Below are 17,020 nucleotides of genomic sequence, written 5' to 3'. Positions count from 1 at the left end.
GGACGGCCGTCAACCACGCGACGATCACCGCCGAGGTGTCGGAGTAGCGCGCGGCGTGCCGCTTCACCGGCTTCGCGCGGTCGACGCAGCGATACGCGTCGACGCGGCCGCCCGACACGGCGTTGCGCGCCCGATTGCACGAGCTCGCCGCCACGCGGCGGCGTTGGGGCTATCGGCAACTCACGCGCGTGCTGCGGCGCGAGGGCCCGCCGATCAACCACAAGCGCGTGCAGCGCGTGTACCGGGAGGAGGGACTGCAGGTGCGGAAGCGCCGACGGAAGCGGCGCGCGGTGGTGCCGCGCTCGCCCGCGCCGGTGCCGACGCGGGCGAACGAGCGTTGGAGCATGGACTTCGTGCGCGACACGCTGGGCGACGCCCGGTGGTGTCCCGCCGCTTCACCCTCGTGGACGACTGCACGCGGGAGTGTCCCGCAATCGAGGTCGACGTCTCGCTGCCCGGGGAGCGCGTGGTCCGCGTCCTCGACAGCGTCGCCGCGGTGCGCGGCTATCCGCGCGCGATCGTATGCGACACCGGCCCCGAGTTCAGAGCGCGCCGGTCGAGGGGCAGACTCGTCTCGGCGTGGGGCTCGCCTTCATCGACCCGGGGAAGCCCGTGCAGAACGCGTTCATCGAGAGCTTCAATGGGACGTTCCGGGACGAATGTCTGAACGAGAGCTGGTTCGTCAGTCTCGCCGACGCCCAGCGCACGATCGAGGCCTGGCGGATCGACTATGAATGCGAGCGGCCACACAGTGGACTCGACGATCTCACCCCGCGCGAGTTTGCGCGCAAGCACGCCATTACGGCACCAAACTTCATCAACCCTAGCACTGGACCGCATACACCGCTGGTACAGAGTTGGGGGTCACGTCAGCGTGAAGAGACCCGTGGCGGGAAGGAACCAAACTCCCCCACCACGGGTCTGTTCAACACAACCAACTATTCGGTCGTAGTACTACGCGAGTTCAGAACAACGCTTGCAGCGCGGACGATTGCCAGTGCCCGCAACCTTGTTGTACGACTCGATGTTGTTGCCTTCGGTGCACGAGGTGTTGTCGTGATACACCTTCGTTTCCGGCTTCTTGGAATGAAACGCTGAAGTCTTAGCCATAAATGAGAATTCTCCAGAGAGCTTGCGGGATGGTGAACCCTGCCCGTAAGCTTGGTTGCCGCGCCGGGAAGTCCGGCGAGGAAGTGGTGGATGGCGGCCCGCTTCGGCAACCCGCCATCCCCTGCGAATAGGTCCATCGAGAGCGGTGTCAGTACTGAGTCGTGATCGTGGGCCTCGTGGTGAGGCAGCAGCGGGTGAGGTCTTCCGGTCTCTGGCCCGCGTCTGCAGTGATGTGTGAAGGAGCTGTGCAACGGCCCTGAGCGCCCCAAGCGTTTGGGGCCGTTGTCGTCCGAAGATACAGCGAAAGGTGACCGCTTCATCGCCGGACGATTAGCACTCTAGCGTAGAGAGTGCTTGCCAGTCAACGGCTTTGTAAATTTGCCGTAAGTCACTGTTGCGACGAGAGTTAGCACCTTTTTTCACGAGCGCACATTGGCGCTCGGAGAAATCGCGCAAGGGTCTGCTAAGTAGCTGTTCTGCGCCCCCTTGGGAGACCGCCATCACAAAGGATTCGACGGGGTCCGAAGCGGTGTGGACTGTGGTGGAAAAGACGGTGACGCAAGAAAACTCAACTCATACCGCCGGAAAGTCGCGCGCGGCTGCGCGGACACGCTTCCGATCGCTAGGGCCGGATGTCCCTCGCCCTGGCCGGAGACGGTCGGCCGCTTATTTGCCCTCAGGCTCTCGGAATGGCGGGCCGGACAAGGTTCGGGCGGGTCCGAGGGGCGATAGGGCCGCAGGAGGGCAGGACGCGCGGAGGCGGAATATCGGACACCTGAACCCGACTCGGGGGGCCGAGTGACCCTATCCGTCGAAGGCAGAATGGGCCGGACAACTCCGTCACATAGTTTGGCGCAATAGGAGCGGCGCTTCGCGGTCATCCGCGCGTCACTGCCAATGTCGGGTAGAACGAGGTGGAAGCGATCGATGGAGTGCGGGAGCATCGCTGCCCGCTGCCCCTTCCTGAGGGTTGCAACGGCGGCGTAACTTCGTCCCACGTTTGGAACGTGTCTGTTCATCAGCCGACGGGAGGGTCAGCCGATGGAAAAGATTGTCATTACCATCCATCCGTCGACCGACGACGGCGACGCTGTGCTCGCGCTTGAGGCGCTGGAGCAGGGCGCGTACATCCTGCGGTTGCTAGATGCAGTCGGACGCTCGGTTGCTCATGGTGAAAACGGAGTAGCGTGGCGACTCATCAAGGCGTCCACGAACTCGCCGCTGACTCTTGAACTCGGGGTCGATGAGAGCACCGACTTCGCGGACGTGGACTCTTTCGTTGTCGCGGCTCGCGACGGCCTGACTTCCAGCCTCCGTGACATCGCGGAGTCTGGCGCCTTACCGGATTGGCTGCACGAAGAGCTTCGGCCAGTCGCGCGCAACGTGTTCGCCCGCAGCCGTGACGGCCTCGGGTCGGTAGACATTGGCAACGGCAACGGCAAGCGCTTCACCATTGACCGCGCGGTGGCGGAGAAGGCCACGACCATCCTCGACGCCGCTCCCTCGGTCTCCATCGAGGCGGGCAAGGGTGACCGCGCGCTCTGGGGCGAGGTCGAGGGCGTGATCGTGGCGGTCGCCACGTGGTATGGCAAACCTGCCTTCCGTATTTGGTCGCGACAGATCGTGAAACCGATCCCCGTCATCATCCCTGAGGACCTCGTTGACCAGTACGGCAACGCGCACACGCTGAAAGACGTGTGGTCGAATCGCCGCGTGGCTGTGCGCGGTCAGCTCATCTATCGCGACAATGTCATCTCTCGCGTGCTTGCGCAGATGGTGCGAGATGTGCCGAAGGCCGCGCAAGTGGACATCGACCTTCTTCGCGACCCCGACTTCACGGGCGGGCTGGATCCCGTCGAGTACCTACGGCGCTTCTATGAGGGCGAGCTAGTTGGCTAAGCGGCGTGTGTACTGGGATGCGTGCGTCTTCATCGGCCTGCTCAATTCGGAGCCGGGCAAGGTTGACGAAACGCTGAAAGTCTGGCGAGAAGCCGAGCGCGGTGAGACCGAGATTTGGACCTCGGCGTTCTCGATGGTGGAGGTCTACAAGGCCAAGTGCGAAGGCAAGCAGCAGCCCCTGGACCCCGCAAAGGAGCAGCAAATCAACGACCTCTTCGCGCAGCCGTTCGTAGAAGTGGTGATCGTTGACCTCCGGTCGCGCTCTCGGCACGGCGCCTGCTCCGCACCCATCACCCCAAATGCAAAAGCCGACGGATCGGGTTGCACCTCGCGAGCGCGGCAGACTGGAACGTGGATGAGCTGCACACGTGGGACGGAAGCGACTTGCTCGACCTAAATGGGAAGGTCGCGCGCAAGAACGGTACGATGCTGGTCATCTGCAAGCCGTATGAGGCCAAGCCAGCGCCAGGAACTGACCCTGCGCAGGTTGGACTGTTCGAAGGCGGCGCTTCGACCTGAGTCCTCGCACGCCTTTTCGCGACGGCAAGTGACGGGATAGTGTCGTGGATTTCCGCTCACGAGCGGCGCAGGTTGCGTCTAACCTCAACTCCGCGAGCAATCACTATGCCTCTGACAGCACCGAACGGACCAGTACTCCAAGCGTTCTGCAAGGAACAACACTTAACGCAAGGACAACTCGCCGAGCGGTCCAAGGTCAGCGTCCGCACCATCCAGCGCGCCGAGCAAGGTGGAAAGTTACGCAGCGGTGAACTCGCGCTGATTGCACAGGCGCTGAACGTCAGTGCAGACACGCTGTGTGGAGCATCCGTTGCACTTCTCGACGCACAAGAGATCGCTCAAGAGTTCTCGTGCCGCGCGTGTGGAGCGAAGCTTGTTCAGCGCCTGTATGTGGACCACGAGTATGGCGACGCTGAGTTAGACCTCTTTGAGTGCGGTGCGGAGTCTGGGTGGAACGACCGCCCCTGCCCGAAGGACCCGCGCTTCCCCAAGTTCAGCGACTACAAGCTGCACGCGGACAGTGAGAGCGACCGCTTCTATTGCTGGGGGCAGGGTCTGACTCCAATGGCCAAGGCCGTGGACCTACCGCACGGCTTCGGCGCGACAAAGGAGGCGGCGGAGCGCTGGGTCGAGCGCGGCTACATCGCCCTACGGGACGGCTCCGAGGCAGCCGATCGATTCTACCCGTTTAGTGAACACTGCTGACTGCGATCGCTACGCCACGAGCAGGGCGGCGTTACGTGTCTCCTCAGCGGTCGCGTGCTGATAGCACATCGTGACCGTCGCCCTGCCGATCCAGCCGCCGCCCTTTGCCACCTCCTGCAACGGCATATGCTTGCGCGCGGTCGCCCAGCCACGGCGGAACATATGCCACCCGCCCTTCTTCCTCGGCGGCAGCTTCGCGTCTCGGATGGCGTCGCGTAACCACCGCCGCGCCTTCGACGCGTCCAAGGGCCGCACGTTGTCATCGGTGGACGGGAACACAGATCCCGCCAGCAAGCGCGTGCCCTGCTTCCGCCACCCCAACAATGCCGCGTGCGCGCTGCATTGAGCGGCAACATGTGCTCGTGCTTCTTGCTGCTTTCGTCGCGCCCGCACACCACTGGATGGTGCCGAATGGTGCATCGGTCGTCGGGGTCAATGTGGAGTTCCCAGCCTTTAGTGGACACCGCGCCGACGTGGCGAGTGCGCGGTGGACAGCCCGGACCATCCGGCGTTTGCGTGGCGGCAAGTCGGCCACTCGGATGCGAGGCGCTCCACTGCGGCCAGCATTGGGGATGACGCGGCGATTAATGAGCGCCGCCAAGTGGTCGGCGGTGTAGCCGGTGCGCTTTGCCGCTTCGCGCTGCGTCAGCGCTGCCTCGACATCTTTGGCGGCGGCGAGTTCATCGGCGGCCAAGGTCCAGAGGCGGGCGCAGTTCGGGTCACCGATGCGTTCGAGCGTGCGGGCGCGGGTGCGCCACTCGGTGACAAGGTCGGAGGGCGAGGGCGGCGGGTTCATATCACCGCCAGTGGGGTGCAGACCACTTAGTGAGTGCGTGGTCGGCGGTGCCGGACTATTGAGTGGACTATTGATACGGCCCCAATCAGCCCCCAAAACACCAAAGGCCCACAGCCCGCCAACGGGTTGTGAGCCTTTGGTTTAGATCGGTTTATCGGGACGGCGGGATTCGAACCCGCGACCCCCTGAACCCCATTCAGGTGCGCTACCGGGCTGCGCTACGTCCCGTCCTTCCGCAGCACATTCAGCTGCGCCGGACAGAACGCGAAACCTAGTGCCCTCCCCCGCCCAAGTCCACCGTTCGGCATCCGCGTATCCCGAGGGCACCCGCACCCCCTCCCTCGCGTTCTCTATTCCATAGACGGGATGCGTGATCGCGCCACGCGCGCGCCGTCCAGACCCCGAGCCGGATCCACCCTGCCCGACACCGACCGCGCCACCGCCCCTCGCGTCCTCCTCACCGGCGCCACGGGGTACATCGGCGGACGACTCGCCCCGCGCCTCCTCGAGCGCGGGTACCGCGTCCGTTGCTATACCCGCAGCGGGGCGAAGCTCCGCGCGCGGCCCTGGGCGGACGACCCGGCCGTCGAGGTCTTCGAAGGTGACGCGACCGACGAGGCCGCCCTGCAGGAGGCGCTCACGGGGTGCGAGGCCGCCTACTTCCTCATCCACTCGATGGACGCGGCGGGGCATGAGTATCGCGAACGCGATCTCGCCATCGCCGAGCGATTCGCGCGCGCCGCCGGGGCCGCGGGGGTCAAGCGCATCCTCTACCTCGGCGGGCTCGGCGACAGTGCGGACGACCTGAGCGGGCACCTCGCGTCCCGGCGGGAAGTGGAGGCGGCGCTCGGCGGGGGCGGGGTGCCGGTCACGGTCCTCCGCGCGGCGATGATCATCGGCTCGGGGTCGGCCTCGTTCGAGATCCTGCGCTACCTCGTCGAGCGCCTGCCGATCATGCTCACGCCGCTCTGGGTGCGCACGGAAGCGCAGCCGATCTCGGTGCGCGATGTGCTCTTCTGTCTCGTCGCGGCGCTCGAGACGCCGGCGACGACGGGGCGCACGATCGACATCGGCGGGCCGGACGTCTGGACCTACGAGCAGATGATGCAGGAGGCGGCGCGCGCGCTGCGGCTGCCACGGCGCGTCGTCATCCCGATCCCGGTGCTCACACCCAAGCTGAGCGCGCTCTGGATCCACCTGGTCACGCCGATGCCGGCGAGCATCGCGCGGCCGCTCGCGGAAGGGCTGCGGAACCGGGTGGTGCTACGCAACGACGACGCGCAGCGACTGATGCCGCACCGGTGCCGCACGATCCCCGAGGCGATGGCCGCGGCGGTCGCCGGCGCGCGGCGGGAACCGTGGAGACCGCCTGGTCGGACGCGGGGGCGATCCCGGGCGACCCCCGACTGGGCGGGGGCACGATGTTCATCGATACGCGCGCACTCGAGACGCCGGCGGATCCGGCGCGCGTCTGGCGCGCCATCTGCGCGATCGGCGGGGAGCAGGGCTACCACACGGCCGACGTCCTCTGGAAGCTCCGCGGCGCGCTCGACCGGCTCTTCGGCGGACCGGGGCTCCGGCGACGCCTGAACCCCATTCAGGTGCGCTACCGGGCTGCGCTACGTCCCGTCCTCTCCAGAGCCCCGCCTCCTGCATCCCGCAGCGGGCCCCAGCCGGACAGAACGCGAAACCTAGTGCCTCACCCCACCCAAGTCTACCGCCGGACCTCCACCCGTCCGAGGTACTGCAGATCGTCCTCGTCGAGCCGCACGGTGTAGACGACGCCGGCACCGACGCCGATGATCTTGGTCCGCGCCGGCGCGCGCCAGCGCCCGACGAGTGCGCCGCTCGCGTCGATCACGTCCCACAGCTCGCGGTCCAGGCGGATGGGCGTCGAGCGCCGGACCCAGAGCATGCCGTCCGGCGCGGCGAGGACCGCCATCGGCGTGATCGCGGGGAAGGTCGCCGGCCAGGTCGCGGGCGGGGTCATGTTGATGTCGAGCGAGAAGCCGGGCGGCATGCTGCGCTGCGCCGCCTTCATCTGCTCGGCGAGGACGCGCTTGGCCTCGGCCATCTCGGCGTCCTTGTCGGCCTGCGTCACGGGAACGCGATCGTACGCGATGGGGCGGCCGGTGGTGCGCGTGCCGTTGGGGGCGATCATCTCCACCGTGTAGGTGCTTCCGTGGACGATCGCGACGCGGCCGTCGGGGAAGGCGGCCCAGGAGTCGGCGGTCACGAGGCCCGGGAAGGCCATCTTGTACTTGATCACCTGCCCCTCGACCTGCATCTCGGGCTTGCCGCTGGTCGGGAAGCGGACCCGGCCGAGCGTCGTGCGGGCGGCACCGGTGGCGCGCGGATCGAAGCGGATGATCGCGACCGAATCGGGGATGGAGACACCGCCCGAGCCGGGGTTCACTTCCATGGTGCCGGTGTACATGCGGCCGGCGTCGTCGACGTTGAACGGGGCCATGAGCACGGTCTTGGTGGCCGCGTCGAACATCTCGAGATGGAAGGGCACGCCCGCCTTGAGGTCGGGGAGGAAGACGGTGAGACGCTGCTGCGCCGCATCGAGGGCCCAGATGGTATCGCCGCGGACGCGGAAGACGGCGCCGGGGGTGCGGTACTCGCCCGGACCGGCACCCTGACGGCCGAGGGCGTTGCGCTCGCCGGTGGAGAAGTTGACGACGGCGAGCTCGCCGTCCATCGCGTCGACGACCGCGACGCGGCCGCGACCGATCTCGCGGACACCGGCGATGAGCGAGAACGGATCCTCGAGCTCGCGCGTGGGACGCGGCAGGTCGCGGACGGCGGGCGCGGCCTGGGCGGCGAGGTCGCGCGACGGCGTGACGAGGGTGACGAGGGTAAGGGCTGCCGCGGTGGAGATGGCGGTCAGGGACCAACGCTGCCGGTGACGGCGCACGGGATGCTCGCTCGGTGTGGGGGTGTGCATCAATTACGTACCCCGGAGGCTGGGTGTTTCCCCGTCCGTCGGCCGCGTCCGGCCGGGGCCGGTCGAGGCGGTCCGGGCGCTAGAATTGTCCGATGCTCAGGCGAATCCTCACGCTCGGCGCCGCCCTCGCGATCGCGGCCACCCCCGACGCTGCCCCCCTCCGCGCGCAGGCGTATGACGTGCGCATCCTCCGGGACACCTTCGGCGTGGCGCACGTGCGCGGCCGGACCGACCGCGACGCGGCCTACGGGCTGGCGTGGGCCCACGCGGAGGACGATTTCGAGAACATCGAGCGGATCTTCCTCGCGACGCGCGGGGCGGCGGGGCGCGCGTACGGGAAGGCGGGGGCACCCTCGGACTTCCTGCTCGCCTTCCTTGACGCGCGTCGCACGGCGGAGACCCGCTACGACTCGGACCTCGACGCCGCGACGAAGGCGATCCTCATCGGCTACACGGACGGATTGAACGCGTACGCCGCGGCGCATCCGGACGACCTGCTGCCGATCACGCGGCGGCTCTTCCCGATCACGCCGCAGGACATCGTGACGGGATTCGTGCTCACGTCGCCGCTCTTCTACGGGCTGGATGCGGTGCTGGGGGCGCTGATCGAGGATTCCCCGTTCCCCGCCCCGCCGCCGGAGGAGCGCGGTTCGAATGGCTTCGTGGTGGCGCCGTCGCGGAGCGGCGACGGGGTGACGCGGCTCTTCTCCAACTCGCACCAGCCGTGGACGGGACCGCTCGCGTGGTACGAGGCGTCGGTGCACAGCGAGGAAGGATGGGACTTCGCGGGAGCGCTCTTCGCCGGGTCGCCGGTGCCGCTCCTCGGGCACAACCGGACCCTCGGCTGGACGAACACGGTGAACATGCCGGACCTGGTCGACCTCTACCAGCTCACGGTGAAGGACTCGGCCGGTGCGCAGTGGTATCGCATGGACGGCGAGTGGAAGCCGCTCGTGCGCGAGGAGGTGAAGCTGCGCGTACGCGTGGCCGGCGTGACGGTCCCGGTGAAGCGCGTGGTGTACCGGAGCGGGATCGGGCCGGTGCTCAGGACCAAGCGCGGCTACATCGCGGTGAAGTACGCGGGGATGGGCGACGCGCGGCAGGTGATGGAGTACTATCGCCTCACGAAGGCGCGCGACCTCACCGAGTGGCGCGCGGCGCTGGCGCTCCAGTCGGTGCCGGCGACGAACTTCGTGTACGCGGATGCGGCGGGGCACATCGCCTACGTGTACAACGCGCTCTTCCCGCGGCGGCGCGCGGGGTTCGACTGGTCTGGGATCGTGCCCGGGGACACGAGCGCGACAGCGTGGGATGGGTACGTCCCGTTCGATTCCATCCCGCAGGTGATCGACCCGGCGAGCGGGTTCCTGATGAACGCGAACAACACGCCGTTCCGGGCGACGGATGCGGCGAGCGACCTGCGGCGCGCGGACTATCCGGCGTGGATGGGGATCGAGCCGCAGATGACGAATCGGGCGGTGCGCGGATTGGAGCTCCTCTCGGCGATGCCACGGATCACGCGCGACTCGCTGCTGCGCGTGAAGTACGATGCGACCTACTCGATGCAGTCCTGGATGGGGACGCGGCTGCGGGCCGCGCTGGCGATGGACACCACGGGCGATGCGCGGGCGGCGCGGGCCGTGCGGCTGCTCGCGGGATGGGACGGTGCGCTCGGGGACGACCGCCCGGCCTCCGCGATGGGCACCGTTATCGCGCTCGACTGGCTGCGGGCGAAGTACGGGCACTATCCCGCTCCGCCTGCCGAGGAGTCGGTGCGGCGCGGTGCGAAGGAACTGGAGCGGACGTTCGGTCGGCTGGACGTGCCGCTGAGCGAGTACGTGCGACTGCGACGAGGGACGCTGGATCTGGCGCTCGGGAATGGCGGCGGCGACGTGTTGCGCGCGGTGTACTCCACGCGGCAGCGTGACGGGCGTCGGGAGGCGACGACCGGGGACTCGTTCGTGATGCTCGTGGAGTGGGCGGCGGATGGGACGCTCCGGGCGGAGAGCATCCAGCCGTTCGGGAACGCGCTCGGGCGTCCCCGGAGTCGGCACTATGCCGATCAGGCGGCCCTCTTCGTGGCGCGACAGCGGAAGGTGGCGCCGTTCACCGAGGCGGAGCAGCGGGCGATGCTGGAGCGGGAGTACCGGGTGCCCTGAGCGGGCGTGCTGTCCAATTCCGCGTCAGTGGCGCATTCCTGGTGCGCCCGGCGAAATTGCGGACGTGACCGCCCCGCCCTTCCGCGCCTCGCGCCCAGTCGCCCGCACGCCCTCCGCTCCGGTGAAGCCGATCATCGTCGGCGTGGGAGAGGCGCTGTGGGACATCTTCCCGAACGGGACGGCGCAGTTCGGCGGGGCGCCGGCGAACGTCGTGATCCACGCAGCCGCGCTTGGGGCGGAGACGTGGCTCGTGAGCGCGGTGGGGAACGACTCGCGCGGCAACATGGCGTTCGAGAAGCTCGACGCGGCGAAGGTGCATCGCGAGACGGTCGCGCGGGTGAACGGCAAGGCGACGGGCGTGGTGCACGTCTCCGTCGACTCGAAGGGACGGCCGAGCTATCTCATCGCGGACGATGCGGCGTGGGACCACATCCCCTGGTCGTCGACGATCGACGGCGTGGTGAAGCGCGCGGAAGCGATCTGCTTCGGGACGTTGGCGCAGCGGTCGCGGCTGTCGCGCGACACGGTGCGGCATGCGGTGGGCGCGACGCCGCCGCGGTCGTGGCGGCTGCTGGACGTGAACCTGCGGGAGCGGTTCTACGACTCGGAAGTGATCAAGACCTCGCTGACGCTGGCGAACGCGGTGAAGCTCAACGCGGACGAGCTGCCGGTGGTGGCGCGCCTCTGCGCGCTGGGCGCGGGCTCGGAGGCGGAGCTGCTCCGCGCGCTCGTGGACAAGTTCGCGCTGCGGCTCGCGGTGCTGACGCGCGCGGAGCGCGGCTCGCTGATGCGCACGCCGAGCACCGAGGTGGAGACGCTGGCGCCGCTGACGACGGTGGTGGACAGCGTGGGCGCGGGGGATGCGTTCACCGCGGCGCTGCTGGTGGGGTTGCTCAACGGGCAACCGCTGGAGGAGGTCGCGACGAAGGCGAACGCCGTCGCGGCGTATGTCTGCTCACAGGTCGGGGCAACGCCCGCGCTGCCGCGCGGCTGACGCACCACTCCTCAGGGCCGCCAGACCACCGGCGGCGAGGCGTTCCCCACCTGGTCGATCGCATTGACGACGATGCCATCGACCTCCATCGCGTTGAGCGCGATGCTCGGGACGTTGGCGCGCACGAGACGCTGCCCCCACTGGCCGTTCGCGCGCCAGCGCACGAGCCACCAGTACGCATCGGGGACGCCGGAAGGACGGATGGCCAGCGCCCCCGGCGTGCCGGTCACGGTGACCGTGGGTTCGGCGGGCGCGACGGCGTCGAGCCAAGTGGTCGCGGGCGGGATGGCGGGCTCGGCGTAGAGCCCGGTGGAAAGGGCGGTGGCGAAACCGCCACGATCGCTGCGCACGCTGCTCGCGTTGTAGAGGATGGTGCCGGTCGCGCCGCCGGTCTCGATGGCCTGCGCGCGCGCGAGGGTGACCTGCGCGGGGATCTCGCCGTTGGCGAAGGCGGAGCCTGTGCCGTCGGCCGTCCTATATGATGCGAGACCGGGCCAGAAGTGCCGGCGCAGCGCGTTCTGCTGACGCCACCAGCCGAGGAGCGCGGGGAAGCTCTGGCCGGTGGAGGCGATGGACCAGTAGAGCTGCGGTGCGAGGTAGTCCACCCAGCCGCTCTGCAGCCAGTGGCGCGAGTCGGCATAGATGGTCGCGTAGGCATCGAGACCGGTGATGCCGGCGGGATTGCCGGGACGCCAGATGCCGAAGGGACTCACGCCGAAGCGCACGGCGGACTCGGCGTCGTGCACCTCCGCGTACACACGCTGGACGAAGCGGTTGACGTTGTCGCGGCGCCAATCGGCGCGCGCGAGGAGCCCGCCGGCGTTCACGTACCGCGCATAGGTGGCGCTGTCGGCGAAATCGAGGCCGGGGCAGGTGCCGCTGGGATACGGATAGAAGAAATCGTCGATGTGGACCGCGTCGATCTCGTAGCGGAGGACGACGTCGCGGATGACGGCGATGGCGCGATCCTGCACCTCGGGTTCGCCGGGATCGAACCAGAGCTGCGTGCAGTGGACGCGGGTGAGCTCGGGGCGCTGGCGGGCGAAGTGGGTGGCGGCGAGCGCCGCGGTGTCGCTGAGGTTGGCGGCGCGGAACGGATTGAACCAGGCGTGGAGCTCCATCCCGCGACGGTGCGCTTCGTTGATGGCGAACTGGAGCGGGTCGTAGCCGGGATCGACGCCCTGCGCGCCCATGAGGGCCTTGGCCCAGGGTTCGATGCTGGAGGGATACAGCGCATCGCCGGCGGCGCGGACCTGGAGGATGACGGCGTTGATGCCGGTCTGCTGGGCGATGTCGAGGAGCTGGGTGAGCTGTTGCTGCTGCGCGGAGGCGGAGAGCCCGGCGGTCTGGGGCCAGTCGATGTTGGCGACGGTGGCGATCCACATCCCGCGGAACTCACGGGTGATGGGCGGGACGGTGAGCTCGGCGGGGGTGCGCGGACCCGTGGGGCCGTCGGAGCAGGCGGCGACGAGGGCGAGGAGGAGCGCGGCGAGGGCGCGCGGCGTGATGCGCCGGGCCGTGCGGCGAGGGGCGGCGGAGTCGTGCATGCGCGGAAGATGTGCAAGATTCCCCGCATGCGCACCGTCCTCTGCCTCCTGTCGCTCCCTTCCCTCTGCGCCGCCCAGGCGGCCGAGCGTCCCCTCGAGTCCATCTGGTACGTCCGCAACGACTCGGCGGGCATCGCGAGCTTCGTCGCGCACGCGGCACAGGTGACGATCGTCGCGCCGCAGGTGTATGCGATCGACAGTGCCGGGCGCATCCGCGGCGGCACGGATGCACGGATCGTCGCCGCGGCACGGGCCCACGGCGTCCAGTTGCATCCGCTGGTGATGAATCCCGGCTTCGACCTCGGCATCCTGCATCACATCGTCACCGACCGCAGCGCGCGCACCGCCTCGGCCCGCAGCATGGCCGAACTCTGCCGTCGCGAGCGGCTCGACGGGATCCAGCTCGACCTGGAGAACCTCTTCGTCGGCGATCGCGACGCGTTCACGGCGTTCGCGCGCGAAGTGGCGGACTCGGTGCACGCGGCCGGCTGCCAGCTCTCGGCGGCGGTGGTCCCGCGGACCGACGACGTGCGCGGCGCGCGCCCCTACCACCAGTGGATGTACGACTACTGGCGCGGGGCGTACGACTACACGGCGCTGGCCGAGGCACTCGACTTCCTCTCGTACATGACGTACGCGCAGCACACCGGCGGCTCGACGCCGGGACCGGTCGCGGGATACCCGTGGATGCGGGCCTCGCTGGAGTACCTGCTCGCGCAGGGGGTGCCGCCAGGGAAGATCTCGCTCGGGCTCGCGGGCTACTCGGACCACTGGTACGCCGGGTACACGCCGCGCACGGGGGATGCGCGCCCGGTGGGCGAGGACATCGCCTACCCGCGTCTGATGGAGATCATCCGCGCGGCCGGCGCCTCACCGCGGTGGGACGAGACGCAGCGCGCGTGGGTGGCGATGTGGGAGACGCGCGGCGTGTTCGAGCATGCGTGGATCGAGGATGCGCGCGCCTTCGAGGCGAAGCTGCACCTGGTGCGGCAGCATGGGCTGCGCGGGTACTCGGTGTGGCTGCTCGGGCTGGAGGATCCACGCACATGGGAGATCGTGGGGCCGGTGCGCCGCGGGAACGCGCGCGGGGTCAGTCGCTGAGCGTGAACCCGTCGGCGTCGAGGTGCGCGGGAAAGCGCTGCCGATACGCGTCGAGCGCCGTGCGCGAGAGGGTGGCCTCGAGGACGCGCATGGTCGCATCGCCCTCGACGAGGGTGGCACCGAGCGCGTCGATCACCGCGCTGCCGCCGGCGTAGGTGAAGCCGTTGCCGTCCTCGCCCACGCGATTCACGGCCACGACGGCGGCGAGATTCTCGATCGCGCGCGCGCGCAGCAGCGCACGCCAGTGCTCGTGGCGCGCCGCGGGCCAGTTGGCGACGTAGAGGAGCAGGTCGTACTCGAGCCCGCTCTCGCGCGACGCGTCGGCACGGTTGCGCGAGAAGACCGGGAAGCGCAGGTCGTAGCAGACGAGCGGGCAGATCCGCCAGCCGCGCCACTCGACGACGAGGCGCGGTCCGCCGGGCACATACCGCTCGTGCTCACGCGCCATGCGGAAGAGGTGGCGCTTGTCGTAGTGCCGGACATCGCCGTCCGGCGTCGCGAAGACCAGCCGATTGTGCACCCCGGCGTCGTCGCGGACCTGCAGGCTCCCCGTGACCGCGGCATCGAGTTGGAGCGCCTGCTCGCGCATCCAGGCCACCGAGGTGCCGAGCATCGGCTCCGCCGTGGCGATCGCCTCATTGGAGAAGCCGGTGGTGAAGGTCTCGGGCAGGACGACCAGGTCGGTGCGGCCGCGATGCGGCGCGAGCTGCGCGGCGATGCGCTTGTGGTTCCCCTTGGCGTCATGCCACAGGGTCTCGTGCTGGACGAGCGTGACGCGCAGGTCGCTCACAGGGCCTCCAGCCGGGCGATGGCCGCATCGAGGGTGGCCTCATGCTTGGCGAAGCAGAGCCGCACGAGCCGTTGTCCCTCCGGCGGCGTGCCGTAGAACGGGGACATGGGGATCGTCGCGACGCCGTGCGTGGTGCAGAGCCAGCGCGCAAACTCCAGATCGGGGAGATCGGAGACGGCGGCATAGTCCACCACCTGGAAGTAGCCGCCGGGCACCGGATACGGACGCAGGCGCGTGCGCGAGAGCTGCGTGGCGAAGCGATCGCGCCTCGCCTGATAGAACGCCCCGAGCGACCGGTGATGCTCCGGATGCGACTTGAGCATCTCCGCGAATGCCCACTGCGCGGCGGTGAAGCCGCTGAAGGTGTTGTACTGATGGACCTTCCGCAGCTCGGCGGTGAGCGCGGCCGGCGCGATGCAGTAGCCCATCCGCCAGCCGGTGCAGTGATAGGTCTTGCCGAAGCTCGAGATGACGAAGGCGCGGGTGCGGAGGTCCTCATGCCGGAGCACGCTCTCGTGCCACCGGCCATCGTACATGATGTGCTCGTACACCTCATCGGAGAGGATGAGGATGTCGGTGTCCCGCACGAGCGCCGCGAGACGGGCCACGTCGTCCGCCGTCCAGATCGCGCCGGTCGGGTTGTGCGGCGAGTTGATGACGATCATCCGGGTGCGGGAGGTGACCGCGGCCGCGAGCCGCTCCCAGTCGACGGCGAAGTCGCGCGCGCCCAGCGGCACACGCACACTCGTCCCGCCGGCGAGGGTGATGGCCGGCTCGTACAGGTCGTAGCTCGGGTCGAGCGTGACCACCTCGTCCCCTGCCCTCACCGTCGCCTGGATGGCGTCGAAGATCGCCTCCGACGCACCGCTGGTGACGGTGATCTCGTGTTCGACGTGCGGCCGGTGGCCGTACATCGCGGCGGTCTTCGCGGCGATGGCCTCGCGCAGCGGCAGGATGCCGTTGCTCGGCGCGTACTGGTTCTTGCCGTCGCGCATGGCCTTCGCGAGCGCTTCGACGAGCGGCTCCGGGACGGGGAAATCGGGGAACCCCTGCCCGAGGTTCACCGCGCCGACCTCGGTGGCGAGGGCGGACATCACCGTGAAGATGGTGGTACCGACCTGCGGGAGCTTGGACCGGGCCGCGGCGGCGGCGGAGGGGGTGGTGGTCACCCCATCAATCTGGTCAGGTGCGGCGAGGGACGCATCCGGCTAGCTTCCGGGCGTCCCGGTCACCCCAATCCCAGAAAGGATCACGATGCGTCACGCGTTCATGTACCACGGCGGTCTCGAGCGGAACCTTCCGTCGCTCGTCCCCGGTGCCACGACCTTCACCGGCACCGACGGCTACGTCCATGAGATCCCGGCGTGGCCGGAGAGTGCCTTCGTGCGCTTCGGCTACATGGAGAAGGCCGGCAAGAAGTTCTGCGTGGTGCGGGTCTGCGACGCGAAGGCCGACGTGGTCCTCAAGACCGAGCAGGTGATCGAGCCGGGTCGCCACATGGGGTTCGGCGTGCGCCTCAGCCCCGAGCCGACGATGGTCGAGGACGACTCGACGATCCTCGTGCTGCTCGAGGACATCATCAAGAAGAACGCCGACCAGGCGGACGCGCTGATGGGGATCCGCGACCGGCTCAAGAAGCTGATGGTCAAGTAGGGCGCGCGCCGCGCGCACGGCGCCTCACTGCGTCCAGTTCTTCCGGTCGTCCGGGGGGACGAAGTTGGAGAGGAAGAGTTTCTCCTCCGCGGTGAGGCTGCCGATGCCCTCGGCGTTGATCTTGTCCAGGATGCGATTGACCTCGTCGCGCGAGAGCTGGTGGACGCCGTCGAGCTGGACGTTCTTCCAGTTCTGCTTGAGCGCCTTCTCTGTGGAAGGCGCCACGCCTCCGACCTTGGCGCGGAAGCGCTTGGCCGGGGAGAACCGGTCCATCGCCCAGATATAGAGGTAGGCCCCGGCGAGCCCGCCGAGATGCGCGAAATGCGCCACGCGCCCGCCACCGCCGATCCCCGAGCTCAGGTCGTAGAGCCCGTAGAGGACGATCGCGAGCCAGGCCTCGATGGGGAAGACGCCCATCACGTAGATGCGGTCGCGCGGCCAGAACATCGCGTACGCCATGAGCACGCCATAGATCGCGGCCGAGGCGCCGACGACCGGGGCGGCGGGACTGAGCACGGCGTGCGCGAGCGCGCCCACCACGCCCGCGATGAGGTACATCTGCAGGAAGCGCGTGCCCCCCATCCGCGACTCCACGCGCGAGCCGAAGATGTAGAGCCCGAGCATGTTGAACAGGATGTGCATCGGGTCGCCGTGCAGGAACATGTACGTGACGAACGTCCACGGCCGCACGAGCGCGAAGGGCGCGTAGAACCGGAACCAGTCGGTGAACGGCGGCAGGATCATCTGCAGCCCGAAGCACGCGACATTCGCGATCAGCAACCGCATCACCCACGGAT

17 protein-coding genes, 1 tRNA gene and 1 pseudogene are annotated in these 17,020 nt (G+C 68.7%); 10 read left to right on the top strand and 9 right to left on the bottom strand.

What is annotated here, in order from left to right:
- Positions 1–154, bottom strand: a 154-nt coding sequence (locus IPJ78_18900; GenBank protein ID MBK7908603.1) for a hypothetical protein, incomplete at its 3' end; no start/stop codon positions are given.
- Here IPJ78_18900 and IPJ78_18895 point away from each other — a divergent pair.
- The 5 genes and pseudogenes from IPJ78_18895 to IPJ78_18875 all read left to right on the top strand — a co-directional run bounded on the left by IPJ78_18895 (position 114) and on the right by IPJ78_18875 (position 4,233).
- A pseudogene (locus IPJ78_18895) lies at positions 114–281 on the top strand (transposase). The gene IPJ78_18900 and the pseudogene IPJ78_18895 sit on opposite strands and share 41 nt — an antisense overlap.
- 298 nt (positions 282–579) lie before the next feature.
- A complete protein-coding gene (locus tag IPJ78_18890; protein ID MBK7908602.1) occupies positions 580–1,098 on the top strand; it encodes a transposase in 519 nt (172 codons plus the stop codon).
- Positions 1,099–2,151: 1,053 nt separating this feature from the next.
- A complete protein-coding gene (locus IPJ78_18885) occupies positions 2,152–3,009 on the top strand; it encodes a hypothetical protein (GenBank protein MBK7908601.1) in 858 nt (285 codons plus the stop codon).
- Complete coding sequence (locus tag IPJ78_18880) at positions 3,002–3,406, top strand: hypothetical protein (protein MBK7908600.1); 405 nt, start codon at positions 3,002–3,004, stop codon at positions 3,404–3,406. Before IPJ78_18885 ends, IPJ78_18880 begins: the two co-directional genes overlap by 8 nt.
- A 227-nt stretch (positions 3,407–3,633) precedes the next feature.
- Positions 3,634–4,233: a helix-turn-helix transcriptional regulator gene (locus IPJ78_18875; GenBank protein ID MBK7908599.1), complete on the top strand. Its 600-nt coding sequence runs from the start codon at positions 3,634–3,636 to the stop codon at positions 4,231–4,233.
- A gap of 9 nt (positions 4,234–4,242) precedes the next feature.
- Here IPJ78_18875 and IPJ78_18870 read toward each other — a convergent pair whose 3' ends face one another.
- From IPJ78_18870 to IPJ78_18860, 3 genes are all read right to left on the bottom strand, one after another.
- Positions 4,243–4,512: a hypothetical protein gene (locus IPJ78_18870; GenBank protein MBK7908598.1), complete on the bottom strand. Its 270-nt coding sequence runs from the start codon at positions 4,510–4,512 to the stop codon at positions 4,243–4,245.
- A complete protein-coding gene (locus IPJ78_18865; GenBank protein ID MBK7908597.1) occupies positions 4,493–5,029 on the bottom strand; it encodes a hypothetical protein in 537 nt (178 codons plus the stop codon). Before IPJ78_18865 ends, IPJ78_18870 begins: the two co-directional genes overlap by 20 nt.
- Positions 5,030–5,183: 154 nt before the next feature.
- Positions 5,184–5,257, bottom strand: a tRNA-Pro gene (locus IPJ78_18860).
- 138 nt (positions 5,258–5,395) lie between these two features.
- On the opposite strand from IPJ78_18860, the gene IPJ78_18855 reads away from it, so the two are divergent.
- A complete protein-coding gene (locus IPJ78_18855) occupies positions 5,396–6,619 on the top strand; it encodes an NAD(P)H-binding protein (GenBank protein ID MBK7908596.1) in 1,224 nt (407 codons plus the stop codon).
- 124 nt (positions 6,620–6,743) lie between these two features.
- On the opposite strand, the gene IPJ78_18850 is transcribed toward IPJ78_18855, so the two are convergent.
- Entirely contained in the window at positions 6,744–7,949 is a 1,206-nt protein-coding gene (locus IPJ78_18850) for a hypothetical protein (protein MBK7908595.1), read from the bottom strand.
- 122 nt (positions 7,950–8,071) lie between these two features.
- Here IPJ78_18850 and IPJ78_18845 point away from each other — a divergent pair, with 122 nt between their 5' ends.
- Together IPJ78_18845 and IPJ78_18840 are read left to right on the top strand one after the other, a co-directional pair.
- The gene (locus tag IPJ78_18845) at positions 8,072–10,138 is read left to right on the top strand and encodes a penicillin acylase family protein (GenBank protein ID MBK7908594.1); all 2,067 of its coding nucleotides are present in this window, start codon (positions 8,072–8,074) and stop codon (positions 10,136–10,138) included.
- 64 nt (positions 10,139–10,202) lie between these two features.
- The gene (locus tag IPJ78_18840) at positions 10,203–11,132 is read left to right on the top strand and encodes a carbohydrate kinase (protein MBK7908593.1); all 930 of its coding nucleotides are present in this window, start codon (positions 10,203–10,205) and stop codon (positions 11,130–11,132) included.
- 11 nt (positions 11,133–11,143) lie between these two features.
- On the opposite strand, the gene IPJ78_18835 is transcribed toward IPJ78_18840, so the two are convergent.
- The gene (locus tag IPJ78_18835) at positions 11,144–12,679 is read right to left on the bottom strand and encodes a family 10 glycosylhydrolase (GenBank protein ID MBK7908592.1); all 1,536 of its coding nucleotides are present in this window, start codon (positions 12,677–12,679) and stop codon (positions 11,144–11,146) included.
- Between the two features lie 27 nt (positions 12,680–12,706).
- Between IPJ78_18835 and IPJ78_18830 the strand changes: the two genes are divergently transcribed.
- The gene (locus tag IPJ78_18830; GenBank protein MBK7908591.1) at positions 12,707–13,780 is read left to right on the top strand and encodes a hypothetical protein; all 1,074 of its coding nucleotides are present in this window, start codon (positions 12,707–12,709) and stop codon (positions 13,778–13,780) included.
- Here IPJ78_18830 and IPJ78_18825 read toward each other — a convergent pair.
- The gene (locus tag IPJ78_18825) at positions 13,770–14,570 is read right to left on the bottom strand and encodes an amidohydrolase (GenBank protein ID MBK7908590.1); all 801 of its coding nucleotides are present in this window, start codon (positions 14,568–14,570) and stop codon (positions 13,770–13,772) included. The two genes, IPJ78_18830 and IPJ78_18825, sit on opposite strands and share 11 nt — an antisense overlap.
- Positions 14,567–15,739 (bottom strand): pyridoxal phosphate-dependent aminotransferase, encoded by a 1,173-nt coding sequence (locus IPJ78_18820; protein MBK7908589.1) that lies wholly within the window; start codon positions 15,737–15,739, stop codon positions 14,567–14,569. Before IPJ78_18820 ends, IPJ78_18825 begins: the two co-directional genes overlap by 4 nt.
- An 85-nt stretch (positions 15,740–15,824) precedes the next feature.
- Between IPJ78_18820 and IPJ78_18815 the strand changes: the two genes are divergently transcribed.
- The gene (locus tag IPJ78_18815; GenBank protein ID MBK7908588.1) at positions 15,825–16,223 is read left to right on the top strand and encodes a hypothetical protein; all 399 of its coding nucleotides are present in this window, start codon (positions 15,825–15,827) and stop codon (positions 16,221–16,223) included.
- Positions 16,224–16,247: 24 nt separating this feature from the next.
- Here IPJ78_18815 and IPJ78_18810 read toward each other — a convergent pair whose 3' ends face one another.
- The gene (locus IPJ78_18810) at positions 16,248–17,009 is read right to left on the bottom strand and encodes a rhomboid family intramembrane serine protease (protein MBK7908587.1); all 762 of its coding nucleotides are present in this window, start codon (positions 17,007–17,009) and stop codon (positions 16,248–16,250) included.
- Between the last annotated feature and the right edge of the window lie 11 nt (positions 17,010–17,020).

The organism is Gemmatimonadota bacterium (assembly GCA_016714015.1).
Lineage (GTDB): Bacteria > Gemmatimonadota > Gemmatimonadetes > Gemmatimonadales > Gemmatimonadaceae > Pseudogemmatithrix.
The sequence above is the reverse complement of the archived record's forward strand: the minus strand, read 5'-3'. Positions and strand labels throughout refer to the sequence as shown.